Source organism: Nocardioides alpinus, from assembly GCF_900112035.1.
Lineage (GTDB): Bacteria > Actinomycetota > Actinomycetes > Propionibacteriales > Nocardioidaceae > Nocardioides > Nocardioides alpinus.
The window spans coordinates 293,423-307,228 of record NZ_FOKC01000005.1; the positions used below are offsets into that span (position 1 = coordinate 293,423).

Below are 13,806 nucleotides of genomic sequence, written 5' to 3' on the forward strand. Positions count from 1 at the left end.
TTCAACGCTCGCGCGCGCCTTTGCCTCGTTTGCGACCATGGGAGGCATGCAGACCACCACCCGCGAGCCGGCCTGGCAGCAGGCGGCCGTGCTGACCGGCGCGTTCGTCGCGGTGCTGTGGGTGCTGGAGATCTTCGACGCGGCGACCGGCCACCCCCTCGATGCCTACGGCGTCCAGCCGCGCACCGAGGACGGCCTCGTCGGCATCGCCACCGCGCCGATGCTGCACTTCGGGTTCGACCACCTCATCAGCAACACGGTGCCGGTCCTGGTCCTCGGCTTCCTGGCCCTCGCGACCGGGATCGGACGCGGCCTGCTCGCGACCGCGATCATCTGGGTGGTGGGCGGCCTCGGCGTCTGGCTCTTCGCCCAGCCCGGGAGCAACCACGCGGGCGCCTCGATCCTGATCTTCGGGTGGATCGTCTTCCTCATCGTGCGCGGGTTCCTCAACCGGCGCTCGACCGAGATCCTCATCGGCGTCGCGGTCTTCCTGCTCTACAGCGGCGCGCTGCTCGGGGTCCTGCCCGGCCAGCCCGGTGTCTCGTGGCAGGGCCACCTCTTCGGTGCGATCGGCGGTTTCCTCGCCGCCCGTCTCCTGACGACCCGCGCCCGCGATGAGGCACGCGTCACGTACTGAGCAGTAACAAAACCCGGACGCGGCCTGATCGAGGCTCCTAGCCTGCTCCTCATGCGCGCCTCCTCCCGTCTCCCGGCCCTGCTCCCGGCCCTGCTCCCGGCCCTGCTCCCGGCCCTGCTCCCGGCCCTCCTCGTGGTCCTGCTCGGCCCCGCCCTCGCGGCCTGCGCCGGCGACACGGAGTCCGCGCCCGTCGAGGCGCAGTCGGTCGCGCAGCAGGAGGACGCGGCACTCGCGCAGTGGCGCGCGGAGGTCGAGGACGAGCTCGGCACGGACACGTTCGACCTCGCCACGCTGCAGCAGGACGCTGTCGTCGACTGCGGACGCACCGATGCGTCGTCGTGGACGGTCGCGCTGGCACTCAGCGGCGACGTGGCGACGTCGGCCCTGACTCGGATCGGGCTCGAGCACACCTGCCCCGACGTCGTACCCGTCTTCGACGAGGCGGTCGCCACCGTCGAGACCGCGGCCGACCCGCTGGACCTGGTCTGCGGCCCCGGCGTGGAGCTGAGCTCGGTGGACGCGATGACCGCCGACCTGGCCTGCGCCCACCGCTGATCCGTGCGTGCGTCCCGCCGCTGTTCGGTGTGACGCCGGGTGAAGACGGCGTCGGTGGGTACGGGGACGCATGGCACGCACCTCAGTCCCGACCCCGTCCCGCACCGACCCGGACCAGTCGGGCAAGCCCGACTCGCCGCGCGACCTCACCAAGCCCTCCTGGGGCTACGTGGCGCGCAAGACCTGGCGTGAGTTCTCCGACGACCAGTGCACAGATCTCGCTGCGGCCCTGACCTACTACGCCGTCCTGGCCCTCTTCCCGGCAGCGCTGGCGATGCTGTCGCTGGTGGGCCTCGTCGGGCAGGGGCCCGACACGGTCGATGCCCTCCTCCAGGTGCTGCGCAGCGTCGGGGCCGGTGGAGCGGCCGACACCCTCGAGCCCACTCTCGTCGAGCTCAGCAGGTCCTCGAGCGCGGGGTGGGGGCTCGTGCTCGGCCTGGCGGCGGCGCTCTGGTCGGCGTCCGGCTACGTCGGGGCGTTCGGTCGCGGGATGAACCGGGTGTACGAGGTGGAGGAAGGTCGACCGATCTGGAAGCTGCGGCCGATGATGCTCCTGGTCACGCTCGTGACAGTCGTGCTCACCGCGCTGGTCGCGCTCAGCCTCGTGCTCACCGGACCGGCCGCACAGGCGGTGGGTGACGTCGTCGGGCTCGGCTCGACCGCCGTCCTGGTGTGGAACATCGCCAAGTGGCCGGTGATGCTGCTGGTCGTCGTGCTGATCGTCGGTCTGCTCTACTACGCCACCCCCAACGTCAAGCAGCCGAAGTTCCGCTGGATCAGCGTCGGCGCGGCGCTGGCGATCCTGGTGTGGCTCGTGGCCTCGGCCGGCTTCGGCTTCTACGTCGCGAACATCAGCAGCTACGACAAGACCTACGGGTCGCTGGCGGGGGTCATCGTCTTCCTGCTCTGGCTCTGGATCACCAACCTCGCGCTGCTCTTCGGCGCCGAGCTGGATGCCGAGCTCGAGCGGGCGCGGGAGCTGCAGGCAGGGATGCCGGCCGAGCGGGAGATCCAGCTCCCCCCGCGCGACACCCGCAAGATCGACAAGGCGGCCGCGAAGCAGGAGGCGGACGAGCTCCGCGGGCGCCGGATCCGGGAGACGCACGGACGCGACGCCGACCCCGACGACGCCGGCAGCCGCCCCCGTGAGACCGACAGCTCCACCCGATGAGCCCCTCCTCCCGCGTCGTCCTGGTGACCGGTGCGTCGAGCGGCATCGGGGAAGCCGTCGCGCGACAGGCCGCGGCCCGCGGCGACCACGTCGTGCTGCTCGCCCGTGGGCGTGGCGCGCTGGAACGGGTGGCCGCGGACTGTGAGCGTCTCGGCGCTGCCACCACCCTCGTCACGGCCGCCGACGTCGGCGACGACCGGCAGGTGTCCGCCGCTGTCGCTGCCGCCGTCGCGGCCCACGGACGCCTGGACGTGGTGGTCAGCTGCGCCGGTGTCGTGGCCTACGGCCGCATCACCGACGTGCCGGTGGAGGTGTTCGACGGCGTCATCACGACCAACCTCCTCGGCCCGCTCAACCTGGCTCGGCACGTGCTCCCCGTGCTCCGCGACCAGGACTCCGGGAGCGTGGTGCTGGTCGGCTCCCTCATCGGCCACATCGGCGTGCCGGACATGGCGGCGTACGTCGTGAGCAAGTGGGGCCTGCGCGGCCTCGTCCGCCAGCTGCGGGTCGACAACCGCGACCGCCCGGGCGTGGGCTTCGGCTACGTGGCCCCCGGGGGAGTGGACACGCCCATCTACCGGCAGGCGGCGACGTACGGCGACGCGGTGGGCCGCCCGCCCTTCCCGGTGGCCTCGCCGGAGAAGGTCGCTGGACGCGTGCTCGCCGCGGCAGACCGTTCGTGGCGCGGCGGCCAGGTCGGCGTCGCCAACCAGCTCATCCGCTTCGGGTTCAGGACGCTCCCGTGGGCCTACGACCGGCTCGTCGGACCGCTCTTCGCGGTCGCGGCGCAGGACCAGGTCGCACCGGTGGTGCGGGGACCCGGCAACGTGCTGGAGTCCCGGCAGGAGGGCAACCGCCTGCGGGGCGACCAGGGCAATGCCCTGCTCGGGACGATCCTCAACGTCGTCGAGCTCGGTCGCCGTCGCCTGCGCCGCGGCCACTGACCGCGGCCGCGGCGCCGGGAGCGACTCACGTGTCGGTGGCCGGTCCAGACTCGGTCGCACCGCCCTCGGAGGTCCACCCCTCGTCCTCGCCCGTGTCGTGGGCGGGATCGTCCTCGGTCCCCGGGCTGTTGCTCGGGTCCGTGTCGAGGTGGGTCTGGGGGTCGTCCTGCGTCTCGGGAGCCGTGTCGTCAGGGGTGGTCATGGCGTCTCCTTCGTGGGGGGTGTGTGCGGTCAACCATCCTGTACCCCGAAGCCGTCGAAAAAAGTCCGGGCCGGTGCATGCGGCGCCGGTCGGTGGGTACCTCGGAGCACGTCGAGGTCGCCTCGCCGCGACCTCGACGGCCAGCAGCGAGACCCGTCGGGGACCTGACGCCGTACGCCGTGCGAGGGGAGCCGACGGGTCTCGCACATGCTCGGCCCCGCCCTCGGGTACGGGTGCGCCATGACCGACCTGACCCTCCTCGTCCTCAACTGCACCCTCAAGTCCTCGCCCGCCGAGTCGAGCTCCGAGCTCCTCGGGTCGCAGGTGCTGGCCGCCTTCGCCGAGCTCGGCGTCACCGGCGCGGTGGAGCGCGTCGTCGACCACGACGTGCGCTTCGGGGTCAGCACCGACGAGGGCGACGGAGACGGGTGGCCGGCGCTGCGTCAGCAGATGCTCGCCGCCGACATCCTCGTGATGGTCACCCCGATCTGGATGGGCCAGCCCGGATCCGTCTCGAAGATGGTGCTCGAGCGGCTGGACGCGGAGCTGTCGGAGACCGACGACGAGGGTCGCCCCCTGACCTTCGGCAAGGTGGCCGGGATCGGCGTCGTCGGCAACGAGGACGGCGCGCACCACGTGACCGCGGAGCTGGCCCAGGCACTCAACGACGTCGGCTTCACCCTTCCGGCGCAGGCGGCGACCTACTGGGTGGGCGAGGCGATGCAGTCGGTCGACTACAAGGACGTGACCCCGACGCCGGAGAAGACCGACGGGACCACCCACGTGCTGGCGCGCAACGCGACCCACCTGGCGACCCTGCTCGCCCGGTCGGGCTACCCCGCGGGCGGCTGAGCCGGCGCAGCCACGAGGGCGCTCAGCGGGTTCGGAGAGGGCTGTGCGCCAGCTGCGCCAGCAGGTCGTCCGGTCCGTCGTACACCCACGAGGCCCCGGCCGACACGAGGCGTTCGGCCGCGATGCCGCCGCTGCGCACGCCGATGCACGGGATGCCCGCCGCCTCGGCCGCGAGTGCGTCCCACGTCGCGTCGCCGACGGCCACCGCGCTGCTGCCACCGGCGCGAGCAGCGGCGGCCAGGACCAGGTCCGGCGCCGGCTTGCTCGCCAGGTCGTCGGACGCGGTGACGACGGCGGCGAGGTGACGTCGTACGTCGACGAGGTCGAGGAGCTCGTCGACGAGGTCCTTCTCGGACGAGCTGGCCAGTGCCAGCCGGTGCCCGCGCGACGCCAGGGCCTCGACGACCTCGGAGGCCCCGTCGAGCGGTGAGATCGTGCGGAGCGAGGCGCGGAAGTAGTGGTCGTGCAGCGCCCGGACGTCGTCGCCGACGGCTGCCTCCGCCGCGTCGCCGGCGACGTGTGCGACCAGGCGGTCCCCACCCATGCCGATGGCCTCGTGGATCCGCACGGCGCTGACGAACCGGCCGACGTCGTGGAAGGCCGCGTGCCACGCGGTCACGTGCTCGTAGACGGAGTCGACGAGCGTGCCGTCGAGGTCGAGGACGACTGTCTGCGGTTCGTGGGCCACGGGGTGGACGTACCCCCACGCGCGAGCTCGTATGCATCCCTCCGGTCGCACGCCCGGTCGGGTGTGGTGGTGCGGCACCGAGTGAAGGAGCATGGAAGACGTCCGGGGGGATCCCACCGCTTGTCGAGGGGGCACGTCATGGAACTACTGCCCCAGAGCAGAGAAGCGCTGGATGAGTACGTCGCGCTGTCGGTCGACGACGTCGAGGGCCTGCTGAGGGTCATCGAGGGCTGGGCGGTGAAGGCCGTCCCGGAGTGCGTCGCACTGAGCGTCACGCTGCTCGACGAGGACCTCACCTTCACCCTGGTCGATGCCGACAGCACTGCCGAGCGGTCCACGCCCTACCCGTCTGGCGCGTCCGAGCCGGTGTACGGCGAGTCCGGAGCGGCCTACGCCCTCGACGAGAGCGGGTGGGCCGACATGGCACGCGAGCGGGCCTTCGCCGGGATCGCCAGCACCGTCTGCCTGCCCGTGGTCGAGCAGGGTCGCGCCGTGCTCAACATCGACCTCTACGCGTCCACCGCTCACGCCTTCCGTGACCGGGTGGACGGGCTGGTGGCAGCTCTCGGCGCCTGGCAGGCGGGAGCAGTGACGAACGCGGACCTCGGCTTCGACACCCTGCGCCGCGCCGAGGCGGCCCCCGAGCGCCTGCGCGAGCAACGCCTCTTCGACGTCGCGGTGGGGCTGGTCGCGGCCCGGGTCGGCGTGACCACGGAGGACGCGCTCGACCTGCTGGCAGCGGCCTCCGAGATCGCCGGCCTGCCGCAGGCGCAGGTGGCCCTCGTGGCCCGCACCCTTCTGGGCTAGAAGCCGATTGCGGCTCGCGCGCATGTTCCCCCCCACCGGGGGTACCGGAGGCCATGGACAGACACAGCGCAACCGGGGCCCGCCACGTGAAGGTGGCGATCATGGACGAGAGCGAGCTCGTCGTTCAGGGCCTTCGCACGATGCTCGAGCCGCACGCGGCCTACGTCACCCTCGTGCCGCACCGCGCCGAGGGCGCCGCGGCACTGGTCGACCTCACGCTCTACGAGCCCGCCGCCCACCGCCGTACGCCCGGCGTCCGCGGCGTCCCGCAGCGGTTCCCCACGCGCATGGTCGCCTTCGGCTGGGACTGCACCCCCGAGGCCGTGTCGACCGAGATGTCGCGCGGCGCTGCCGGCTTCGTCAGCAAGTTCCTCCCCGCACGCCGCCTCGTGTGGAACCTGCTCCAGATCTCCGAGGGTCGCGTCGTCGTCGACGCCTGGACCGGGCAGTCGGCGGCTCCCCAGCCGCCCGCCGAGAAGTGGCCCCTCACGCAGCGCGAGACCGAGGTCCTCTCGATGATCGCGTCCGGTCGCGCCAACCGGGAGATCGCGGAGGAGACCAACCTCAGCATCAACTCGGTGAAGTCCTACATCCGTGGCGCCTACGCCAAGATCGAGGTCTCTTCTCGCTCGCAGGCGGTCCTGTGGGCGATCCAGCACGGGCTGCTGATCCCCGGCGAGAAGACCACCGTCCGGCCGCGAGCGATGTCGCACGCTGCAGGCGCATGACCCGCTTCGGCTACTTCCTCTCCTGCGAGGAGTACGCCCCCGACGAGCTGCTCGACCAGGCGCGCCTGGCCGAGCAGGCCGGGTTCGACGCACTCTGGATCAGCGACCACTTCCATCCGTGGACCAATGCCCAGGGCCAGTCCCCGTTCGTCTGGTCGATGATCGGTGCGGTCTCGCAGGTGTGTGACCTCCCGGTGACGACGGCCGTGACCTGCCCCACCGTGCGCACCCACCCCGCGATCATCGCCCAGGCCGCCGCCACGTCCGCCGTCCTGCTCGGCGAGGAGCGCTTCACGCTCGGCATCGGCACGGGGGAGGCGCTCAACGAGCACGTCCTCGGCGACGTCTGGCCGCACACCGACCTCCGCCTCGAGATGCTCGAGGAGGCGGTCGACGTGATCCGCCGGCTCTGGACCGGTGAGGTCGTCTCCCACGAGGGACGCCACTACACGGTCGACACGGCGCGGATCTACACGTTGCCGGACACGCCGCCCCCGATCTTCATGAGTGCCTTCGGGCCCAAGGCCCTCGAGGTGGCGGGCCGGATCGCGGACGGCTTCATCACCACCAAGCCGGACGGCGAGGCGGTCGACCGCTTCCGTGCCGCGAAGGGTGACGACGCCCCCACCCAGGCAGGCTTCAAGGTCGCGTGGGGTCCCAGCAGGGACGAGGCGATCGACACCGCCTACGGCATCTGGCCCAACGCGGGCGTGCCCGGTGAGCTCAGCCAGGTGCTGACGAGCCCGCAGCACTTCGAGCAGGCCAGCGAGCTGGTGACCCGAGAGGCGTTCGCCGAGAAGGGTGCCTTCGGCCCGGACGTCGCCGAGCACGTCGAGGCCTACGCGCCGTTCGTCGATGCGGGCTTCGACGAGGTGTACGTCGCCAACATGGGGCCGCACTACGCCGACATGCTCGCGGCCTACGGCTCCGACGTCCTCCCCGAGCTCCGCCGCAAGAACTAGCCGGCGTCGTACTCCGGGTCGCCCTCGACGGCGGCCGGCCGGGCCTCGTGGCCCTCGCGGCCCCGGCTGCGGCGCAGCTCCTTCATCTCGGCCTCGAAGACGTGCCGCTGTCCCTCGACGAGCTCGTCGAGTGCGCGCTGGTGCAGGGCCTTGATGCGGGCGTAGAAGCCGTCGTCGAAGAGCTCGACCATCTGGAACGACCACATCCCCGGGAGCGGGTTGGCGCCCAGCACGTCGCGGTCGAGCGCTGCGGCGAGGTCGTCGTGCCCGGCCGCCCGCAGGTGGTCGTACGCCTCCTCCATCGTGCTCTCGCCACTGCCCATGAGGCGGTGGAAGGCGAAGAGGTGGCCCCGCGCGTCCTCGACGTGGTCCAGGGCCGCGGAGAGCTTGCCCAGCGCCTCGACCGTCGCATCGCTGACCCCCTCGGGGCGGCGGTGCTCAGGAGCGGGCTGGTCGGCTGCGGGGCGGTCGGGCATCTGTCCAGCATGGCAGCGGGTGGTGACGGCCGCCACGCTCGAAGGGCTGGTCGCGCGCATGCTCACGCCCGCCAGTGGGCACTGCAGGCCATGGACAAGGGATTCGCGTCATGAAGGCCGTCACCTGGCAGGGCAAGCAGGACATGCAGGTCATCGAGGTGCCTGACCCGGTCGTCGAGCAGCCGACCGACGTCATCGTGGACATCACCTCGAGCGGACTCTGCGGCTCCGACCTCCACCTCTACGATCCACTCGCGCCGTTCATGACGGCGGGGGACATCGTCGGCCACGAGCCCATGGGCGTCGTGCGCGAGGTCGGCTCGGCCGTCGAGACGCTGCAGGTGGGCGACCGCGTGGTCGTCCCCTTCAACATCAGCTGCGGCGCCTGCTGGATGTGCGAGCGCGGCCTCTTCAGCCAGTGCGAGACCACGCAGAACCGCGACACCGGCACGGGCGCGAGCCTGTTCGGCTACAGCAAGCTCTACGGCCAGGTCCCCGGCGGCCAGGCCGAGATGCTGCGGGTCCCCTTCGGCGACACGCTCCCGATCAAGGTGCCGCACGGCCCGCCCGACGACCGCTTCCTCTTCCTCTCCGACGTGCTGCCGACAGCGTGGCAGGCCGTCGAGTACGCCGACGTCGAGGAGGGCGGCACGCTCCTGGTGGTCGGCGCCGGCCCGATCGGCGACATGGCGACCCGGATCGCCCTGCACCGCGGGCTGCGCGTCATCACCGTCGACTCCGTGCGCGAGCGACTGGCGCGCGTGCAGGGGCGCGGCGCCGAGACCATCGACCACAGCGAGCTCGACGGGATCGGTGACCGGGTCCGCGAGCTGACCGACGGGCGCGGTGCGGACGCCGTCATCGACGCAGTGGGCATGGAGGCGCACGGCTCGCCCGTCGCCGAGACCGCCCAGAAGGCACTCGGCCTGCTGCCGAAGAAGGTGCAGGAGAAGGTGATGCTCAACGTCGGCTCCGACCGTCTGGCCGCCCTCCTCAGCGCCATCGACTCGGTGCGGCGTGGGGGCACGATCAGCATCTCGGGCGTGTACGGCGCACCCACGGACCCGCTCCCCATGTTCGAGCTCTTCGACAAGCAGGTGCAGCTGCGGATGGGCCAGGCCAACGTGCGCCGGTGGAGCGACGACATCCTCGCCCTCCTGCAGCAGGACGAGGACGTCCTCGGCGTCGACACCTTTGCGACCCACCACCTGCCGTTGACCGACGCACCCGAGGCCTACCGGAAGTTCCGGGACAAGGAGGACGGCATGGTCAAGGTCGTGTTCACGCCGTGAGGATGCCCAAGCCCCGCGGCCCCCTGAGCGAGTGGGTCGTGGCACGCCTCGCCGACAGTGGTGCGCACCCCGTCGGAGCGGCGCCCCTGGCCCACGTCACGGACGACGAGGCGATCGCCCTGTGGTCCCTCCACGAGCTGTCCTACCGCGGCTTCGAGGACGCGTCCGACGATGCGGAGCGCGACCCCGAGGTGCTCGTCGTACGCCATGGTCTCGAGCGGGCGCTCGAGCAGAGGCTCCGCGCCCGGTGGGACCACGCCGGGACGGACGTGCCGGAACCCGCCGGCGTGCCGGACGCGCTCGAGGCCCTGGTGGCCGCTGACGACGGCCCGTCGCTCGCCGACCACGTACGCCGTCGGGCCGACACCGACCAGGTCCTGGAGATGCTGCGCCAGCGCTCGGTCTACCAGCTCAAGGAGGCCGACCCGACGACGTGGGTCGTGCCGCGGCTCCCGACCCGTGCCAAGGCGGCGCTGATGGAGCTGCAGTTCGACGAGTACGGCGGTGGCAACCCCAACCGGCTGCACGCCCACCTCTTCGCCAAGGGACTGGAGTCGGTCGGCCTGCGCTCGGAGTACGGCGCGTACGTCGACGACGCCCTGCCGGAGACGCTCGAGCTCAACAACGCGCTCTCCATGTTCGGCATGCAGCGACGGCTCCGGGGCGCGGCGATGGGACACCTCGCGGCCTTCGAGATGACCAGCTCGATCCCGGCTCGCAAGATCGCCCAGGGGTTGGGGCGGCTCGGCCTGGAGGGGGCGATGGTCGGCTACTACGACGAGCACGTCGAGGCCGATGCCGTCCACGAGCAGCTGGCCGCACGTGACATCTGCGGCACGCTCGCCGAGGACGAGCCCGACCAGGTCGGCGAGATCCTGTTCGGCGCGTTCACCTGTCTCGACCTCGAGTCGAGGGTGGCCACGGCGCTGTTCGACGCGTGGGGAGTCGAGCGGTGAGCGAGGACTTCGACCACCCCGACATCGTGCTCGAGCCCCACGGCCCGATGCTGGTCCGCGGGGCGTCGACGATCCGCGATGCCGAGGGCACCCTCCACAGCGTCGACCGTCCCGTGGTCGCCCTGTGCCGCTGCGACAAGTCGAGCCGACTGCCGTGGTGCGACGGCACCCACAAGGTGATCCCGCGCCGGAGGACCAGCTAGGTCGTCCGGCGTCGCGGCACCGCGCGGGTGCGGTGCTGCCACAGTGCGGCACGCGCGGCGTTGGCTCCTGCGGCGCCGTGCACGCCGCCGCCGGGATGGGCGGAGGCCGAGCCCAGGAAGAGGCCGGTGACCCCCGTGGCCGCGCGTCCGCGCATGGCGGGGACGGGACGGAAGACCAGCTCCTGGTGGAGCTGTGAGGTCCCGCCGTTGACAGCGCCGCCGATGAGGTTGGCGTTGCGGGCCTCCAGGTCGTGCGGCCCCAGCACGCGGCGTGCCATGACGAGGTCGCCGAACCCGGGGGCGCGCGCCTCGATCCGCGCCTGCATGCGGTCGGCGAAGCGTTCGCAGTCGTCGTGGTCCCACCGTCCGCTGATCTCGCCGCCGGCGTCGCCGCGGGTCGCGCCGGGCTGGGGGACGTGGGTGTAGGCCCAGAAGGACTCGGTCCCGGCCGGTGATCGCGACGGGTCGCTGGTGGTCATCTGACCGGTCAGGAGGAAGGGCTTGTCGGGCACCACGCCCGAGGACACCTGGGCGAGCGTCTGCGTCATCTCCTCGACGGAGTCGGCGATGTGCACCGTCCCCGGCACGTCGATGGGACTGTTGGTCCAGGGCACCTGGCCGGACAGCGCCCAGTCGACCTTGACGGTCCCGGGATCGAGCTCGAAGTCGCGCATCCCCCGCACGAGCCGTGGCGGGAGGTCGTCGGCGTCGACGAGCCCCCCGAAGAGGTGCGGGGCTGCGACGTCGGCGACGACCGTCCGTGCGTCGTACCTCTCACCGTCGCGGGTCTCGACGCCTGTCACGCGGCGGTCCCGTACGACGACCCTGGTCACCTCCGCGTCGAGCACGAGGTCACCGCCGAGGCTCGTGAAGCGTGCGACCAGTGCGTCGGTGAGCGACTGGGCGCCGCCGCGCGGCACGGGGAAGCCGACCGTCTGTCCGAGCATCGTCATCAGGACGCCGAAGACGCCCGAACCGGGCGAGGAGAGCGGGAAGTCGGCGTGCCCGGCGTTGCCGGCGAGGAGCAGCCCTCCCGCCTCACCGCCGAAGAGCTCGCGACCGAGCGAGGCGACCGGGGTCGCGAGGCGTCGCACGGTGTCGAGCCCGCCGGCCTTGACGATGGCAGGCAGCAGGCGCGCACCTGCGCGGACCGGGGGGAACGGTGTGGTGAGGCCGTCGATCAGCGACGGGCCGATGCGGTCCCACGTGCGGCACAGCTCCAGCCACGCGTGGCTGTCGCCTGGGTGGAGGGCCTCCAGTCCTGCGGCCGTGCGGGCGCGGTCGCGGTGCAGCAGTGCCCACTGACCGTCGCCGAAGGGATGACCGAGCACGGCGGGTGCGTGCTCCCAGACCAGCCCGTGGTCCTCGAGCTGGAGTCCGGTCATCGCCCGCGAGGCGAGCGCCAGCGGGTAGAAGGCGCTGAACGTGTCGTGGACGAAGTCGGGGTGCACCTCGCGGTCGCTGCGGACCGCCCCGCCGGCGGTGGCCTGGGCCTCGAGCACGAGCACGCGCCAACCGGCATCGGCCAGGAGGTTGGCCGCGACGAGGCCGTTGGGTCCTGCGCCGATGACGACGGCGTCGTACGCGCGGCCCGCGGCCGGGCTCACTGGGTCCGACCCTCCACCACGTAGGCGAGACGTTGCAGAGCCTCCAGGTTGCGGGCGTGCAGCTGCACGTCCTGGACCCGCTTCGGGATCAGCGCACCGGGGCCGGCCGTCGCCTGCTCCACCATCGTGACGACGGTCGAGGGCCCCTGGGGCTCGAGCGTGATCTCGACGTGTGCCTGACCGGCCGGCCAGCCCCGCGCGAGGAGGAGGATGCGCCGGCCCGGGTCGACCTCGAGGACCTCGGTCGTGTCGTCGATCATCAGCGGCCACGCACCGACGCTGTGGTGCAGCTGGGACCCGACGGCGGGCCAGGAGTCGTCGACGTCACGCATCCGCGCGGCGCCCACCACGAACAGCGGATAGAGCCAGCCGTCGGCCAGCACCGACCAGACCTGCTCGCGGGTGGCTGCGATCGTCCGGGTGGTCGTGCTCATGAGGTCCTCGTCTCCATGTCGTGGGTGTACCCCCGGCCCACCGGGTCCATGCGGAGCACGGTCTCAGGCGGGAAGCGCGCCGGTGGTCAGGACGTGCTCGGCGACCACGTTGATCTTCGTACGACGACTGCGCGCCGCGGTCCTCAGCGCGTTGAAGGCGGCCACTGCGTCGATCGACCTGCTGGCCATGAGGTAGCCGACGGCGCGCTCGATCAGCACGCGGTGGTCCAGGGCGAACTGCAGCTGTCGCGCCATCTCGCCGGCGGTGTGCGCCTGGACCGCCGCGGACAGGGTCGTGGCGATGACCTCGGCGTAGTGGGTGAGAGCCGCGACCTCGCTGGGGTCCCAGTCGTGCGGGCGGTCCATGTAGACGTCGAGGGTGCCGACGGGCACACCACCGAGGCGCACGGGGACCCCGAGGACTGCGCGCACCGGTTGGTCGGCCAGCGCCCGTGTCAATGTCGGCCACCGCTCGGTCTCGGCCGCGACGTCGCTGCTGGCGACCACCTGCGCGGTCACGAACGCCTCGGTGCAGGGACCCTCGCCCGCGTCGGCCTCCGTCGTCTCCAGGATGCGTCCGGGACGGTCACTGGCCGCGACGTAGCGGAGCAGGTCCTGCTCGTCGGCGATCAGCACCCCGGCGCCGGCGACCCCGAACAGGTCGACGCATGCCGTCAGGACAGCCTGCAGCGCCGAGATGACACTGCCGTTGTCCTCACGGGAGAGGGAGAGCCGACGCAGGCTCAGGGCTAGCGCGGCCTCATCGATGCTCATGGAGCAGCATCATCCCCTGTCGTCGTCCCGACCGGCCAGCCGGAGGGCGGGAGGTGGTGGACGAACGTCCCCAGCAGGGTGAGCGACTCGGCATCGGCCGACCCGTCGTGGGTCGAGACCAGGACGCGCGCGACCTCCCTGACCTTGGTGTTGCTGTCCTGCGAGACGCGCAGGATGGTGCGCCAGGCCTGCTCGGTGCTGCAGCTGAAGCGGGCCGACACGAGGCCGATGGCCATGCCGATGTCGCGCTGCGACTTCATCGCCTCGTGGAGGTGGGCGACCTCGTCGCGCAGCGTCTCGGGAGCCCCCGAGTCGTCCGTCGCCTGCTGAGGCTGGGAAGGCTCGCCGGAAGGAAAGTGTTTGCCAGACATGCGCGTCACCTTTCAATGACGTCAGGTCCGCGGACACAGGGCGGAGCACTAAGTGAACGACCCCACTCTACTCCTCGCAGGCTTCCTCCCTAGGGGTGAGTGCGCGGCGGATGGACTAGCATTTCCCCGACTCGAGCCAAGGGTCGC

Annotated in this window: 18 protein-coding genes; 11 read left to right on the plus strand and 7 right to left on the minus strand. The window is 71.9% G+C overall.

What is annotated here, in order from left to right:
• Positions 1 to 46 precede the first annotated feature (46 nt).
• The 4 genes from BM127_RS12835 to BM127_RS12850 all read left to right on the plus strand — a co-directional run bounded on the left by BM127_RS12835 (position 47) and on the right by BM127_RS12850 (position 3,307).
• On the plus strand, positions 47 to 637 hold the full coding sequence (locus BM127_RS12835) for a rhomboid family intramembrane serine protease (protein ID WP_198554374.1): 591 nt from the start codon (positions 47 to 49) through the stop codon (positions 635 to 637).
• 51 nt (positions 638 to 688) lie between these two features.
• Positions 689 to 1,192, plus strand: coding sequence for a hypothetical protein (locus BM127_RS12840; protein ID WP_091199080.1), 504 nt, complete (start codon positions 689 to 691; stop codon positions 1,190 to 1,192).
• Positions 1,193 to 1,262: 70 nt separating this feature from the next.
• The gene (locus BM127_RS12845) at positions 1,263 to 2,363 is read left to right on the plus strand and encodes a YihY/virulence factor BrkB family protein (RefSeq protein WP_091199081.1); all 1,101 of its coding nucleotides are present in this window, start codon (positions 1,263 to 1,265) and stop codon (positions 2,361 to 2,363) included.
• On the plus strand, positions 2,360 to 3,307 hold the full coding sequence (locus BM127_RS12850) for an SDR family NAD(P)-dependent oxidoreductase (RefSeq protein WP_091199082.1): 948 nt from the start codon (positions 2,360 to 2,362) through the stop codon (positions 3,305 to 3,307). Before BM127_RS12845 ends, BM127_RS12850 begins: the two co-directional genes overlap by 4 nt.
• A 25-nt stretch (positions 3,308 to 3,332) precedes the next feature.
• Here the strand turns inward: BM127_RS12850 and BM127_RS22285 are convergent, their stop codons facing one another.
• Positions 3,333 to 3,509, minus strand: coding sequence for a hypothetical protein (locus tag BM127_RS22285; RefSeq protein WP_175507394.1), 177 nt, complete (start codon positions 3,507 to 3,509; stop codon positions 3,333 to 3,335).
• A 240-nt stretch (positions 3,510 to 3,749) separates the two neighbouring features.
• On the opposite strand from BM127_RS22285, the gene BM127_RS12855 reads away from it, so the two are divergent.
• On the plus strand, positions 3,750 to 4,361 hold the full coding sequence (locus tag BM127_RS12855) for a flavodoxin family protein (protein ID WP_091199211.1): 612 nt from the start codon (positions 3,750 to 3,752) through the stop codon (positions 4,359 to 4,361).
• A gap of 22 nt (positions 4,362 to 4,383) precedes the next feature.
• On the opposite strand, the gene BM127_RS12860 is transcribed toward BM127_RS12855, so the two are convergent.
• Positions 4,384 to 5,049: an HAD family hydrolase gene (locus tag BM127_RS12860; protein WP_157829595.1), complete on the minus strand. Its 666-nt coding sequence runs from the start codon at positions 5,047 to 5,049 to the stop codon at positions 4,384 to 4,386.
• A gap of 138 nt (positions 5,050 to 5,187) precedes the next feature.
• Here BM127_RS12860 and BM127_RS12865 point away from each other — a divergent pair, with 138 nt between their 5' ends.
• From BM127_RS12865 to BM127_RS12875, 3 genes are all read left to right on the plus strand, one after another.
• Positions 5,188 to 5,856 carry a hypothetical protein gene (locus tag BM127_RS12865; RefSeq protein ID WP_091199087.1) on the plus strand — a complete coding sequence of 223 codons (669 nt, stop codon included), beginning with the start codon at positions 5,188 to 5,190 and terminating at the stop codon, positions 5,854 to 5,856.
• Between the two features lie 101 nt (positions 5,857 to 5,957).
• Entirely contained in the window at positions 5,958 to 6,584 is a 627-nt protein-coding gene (locus BM127_RS12870; protein WP_157829594.1) for a helix-turn-helix transcriptional regulator, read from the plus strand.
• A complete protein-coding gene (locus BM127_RS12875; protein WP_091199091.1) occupies positions 6,581 to 7,546 on the plus strand; it encodes a TIGR03557 family F420-dependent LLM class oxidoreductase in 966 nt (321 codons plus the stop codon). The genes BM127_RS12870 and BM127_RS12875 overlap by 4 nt, the downstream gene beginning before the upstream one ends.
• On the opposite strand, the gene BM127_RS12880 is transcribed toward BM127_RS12875, so the two are convergent.
• Positions 7,543 to 8,022 (minus strand): hypothetical protein, encoded by a 480-nt coding sequence (locus tag BM127_RS12880; protein ID WP_091199092.1) that lies wholly within the window; start codon positions 8,020 to 8,022, stop codon positions 7,543 to 7,545. The genes BM127_RS12875 and BM127_RS12880 overlap by 4 nt on opposite strands.
• Before the next feature lie 110 nt (positions 8,023 to 8,132).
• Here BM127_RS12880 and BM127_RS12885 point away from each other — a divergent pair, with 110 nt between their 5' ends.
• Genes BM127_RS12885 through BM127_RS12895 form a run of 3 tightly spaced genes read left to right on the plus strand, consistent with a single transcriptional unit; the run spans position 8,133 to position 10,473 of the window.
• Positions 8,133 to 9,314 carry a zinc-dependent alcohol dehydrogenase gene (locus BM127_RS12885; RefSeq protein ID WP_091199094.1) on the plus strand — a complete coding sequence of 394 codons (1,182 nt, stop codon included), beginning with the start codon at positions 8,133 to 8,135 and terminating at the stop codon, positions 9,312 to 9,314.
• Between the two features lie 2 nt (positions 9,315 to 9,316).
• A complete protein-coding gene (locus BM127_RS12890) occupies positions 9,317 to 10,270 on the plus strand; it encodes an iron-containing redox enzyme family protein (RefSeq protein ID WP_091199096.1) in 954 nt (317 codons plus the stop codon).
• Complete coding sequence (locus BM127_RS12895) at positions 10,267 to 10,473, plus strand: CDGSH iron-sulfur domain-containing protein (RefSeq protein ID WP_231263170.1); 207 nt, start codon at positions 10,267 to 10,269, stop codon at positions 10,471 to 10,473. The genes BM127_RS12890 and BM127_RS12895 overlap by 4 nt, the downstream gene beginning before the upstream one ends.
• Here the strand turns inward: BM127_RS12895 and BM127_RS12900 are convergent.
• The 4 genes from BM127_RS12900 to BM127_RS12915 all read right to left on the minus strand — a co-directional run bounded on the left by BM127_RS12900 (position 10,470) and on the right by BM127_RS12915 (position 13,659).
• Positions 10,470 to 12,080, minus strand: a complete 1,611-nt coding sequence (locus BM127_RS12900; protein WP_091199099.1) for a phytoene desaturase family protein — start codon at positions 12,078 to 12,080, stop codon at positions 10,470 to 10,472. The genes BM127_RS12895 and BM127_RS12900 overlap by 4 nt on opposite strands.
• Positions 12,077 to 12,514, minus strand: coding sequence for an SRPBCC family protein (locus BM127_RS12905; protein ID WP_091199101.1), 438 nt, complete (start codon positions 12,512 to 12,514; stop codon positions 12,077 to 12,079). Before BM127_RS12905 ends, BM127_RS12900 begins: the two co-directional genes overlap by 4 nt.
• Before the next feature lie 63 nt (positions 12,515 to 12,577).
• The gene (locus BM127_RS12910) at positions 12,578 to 13,288 is read right to left on the minus strand and encodes a GAF and ANTAR domain-containing protein (protein WP_091199104.1); all 711 of its coding nucleotides are present in this window, start codon (positions 13,286 to 13,288) and stop codon (positions 12,578 to 12,580) included.
• Positions 13,285 to 13,659 carry an ANTAR domain-containing protein gene (locus BM127_RS12915; RefSeq protein ID WP_091199106.1) on the minus strand — a complete coding sequence of 125 codons (375 nt, stop codon included), beginning with the start codon at positions 13,657 to 13,659 and terminating at the stop codon, positions 13,285 to 13,287. Before BM127_RS12915 ends, BM127_RS12910 begins: the two co-directional genes overlap by 4 nt.
• Between the last annotated feature and the right edge of the window lie 147 nt (positions 13,660 to 13,806).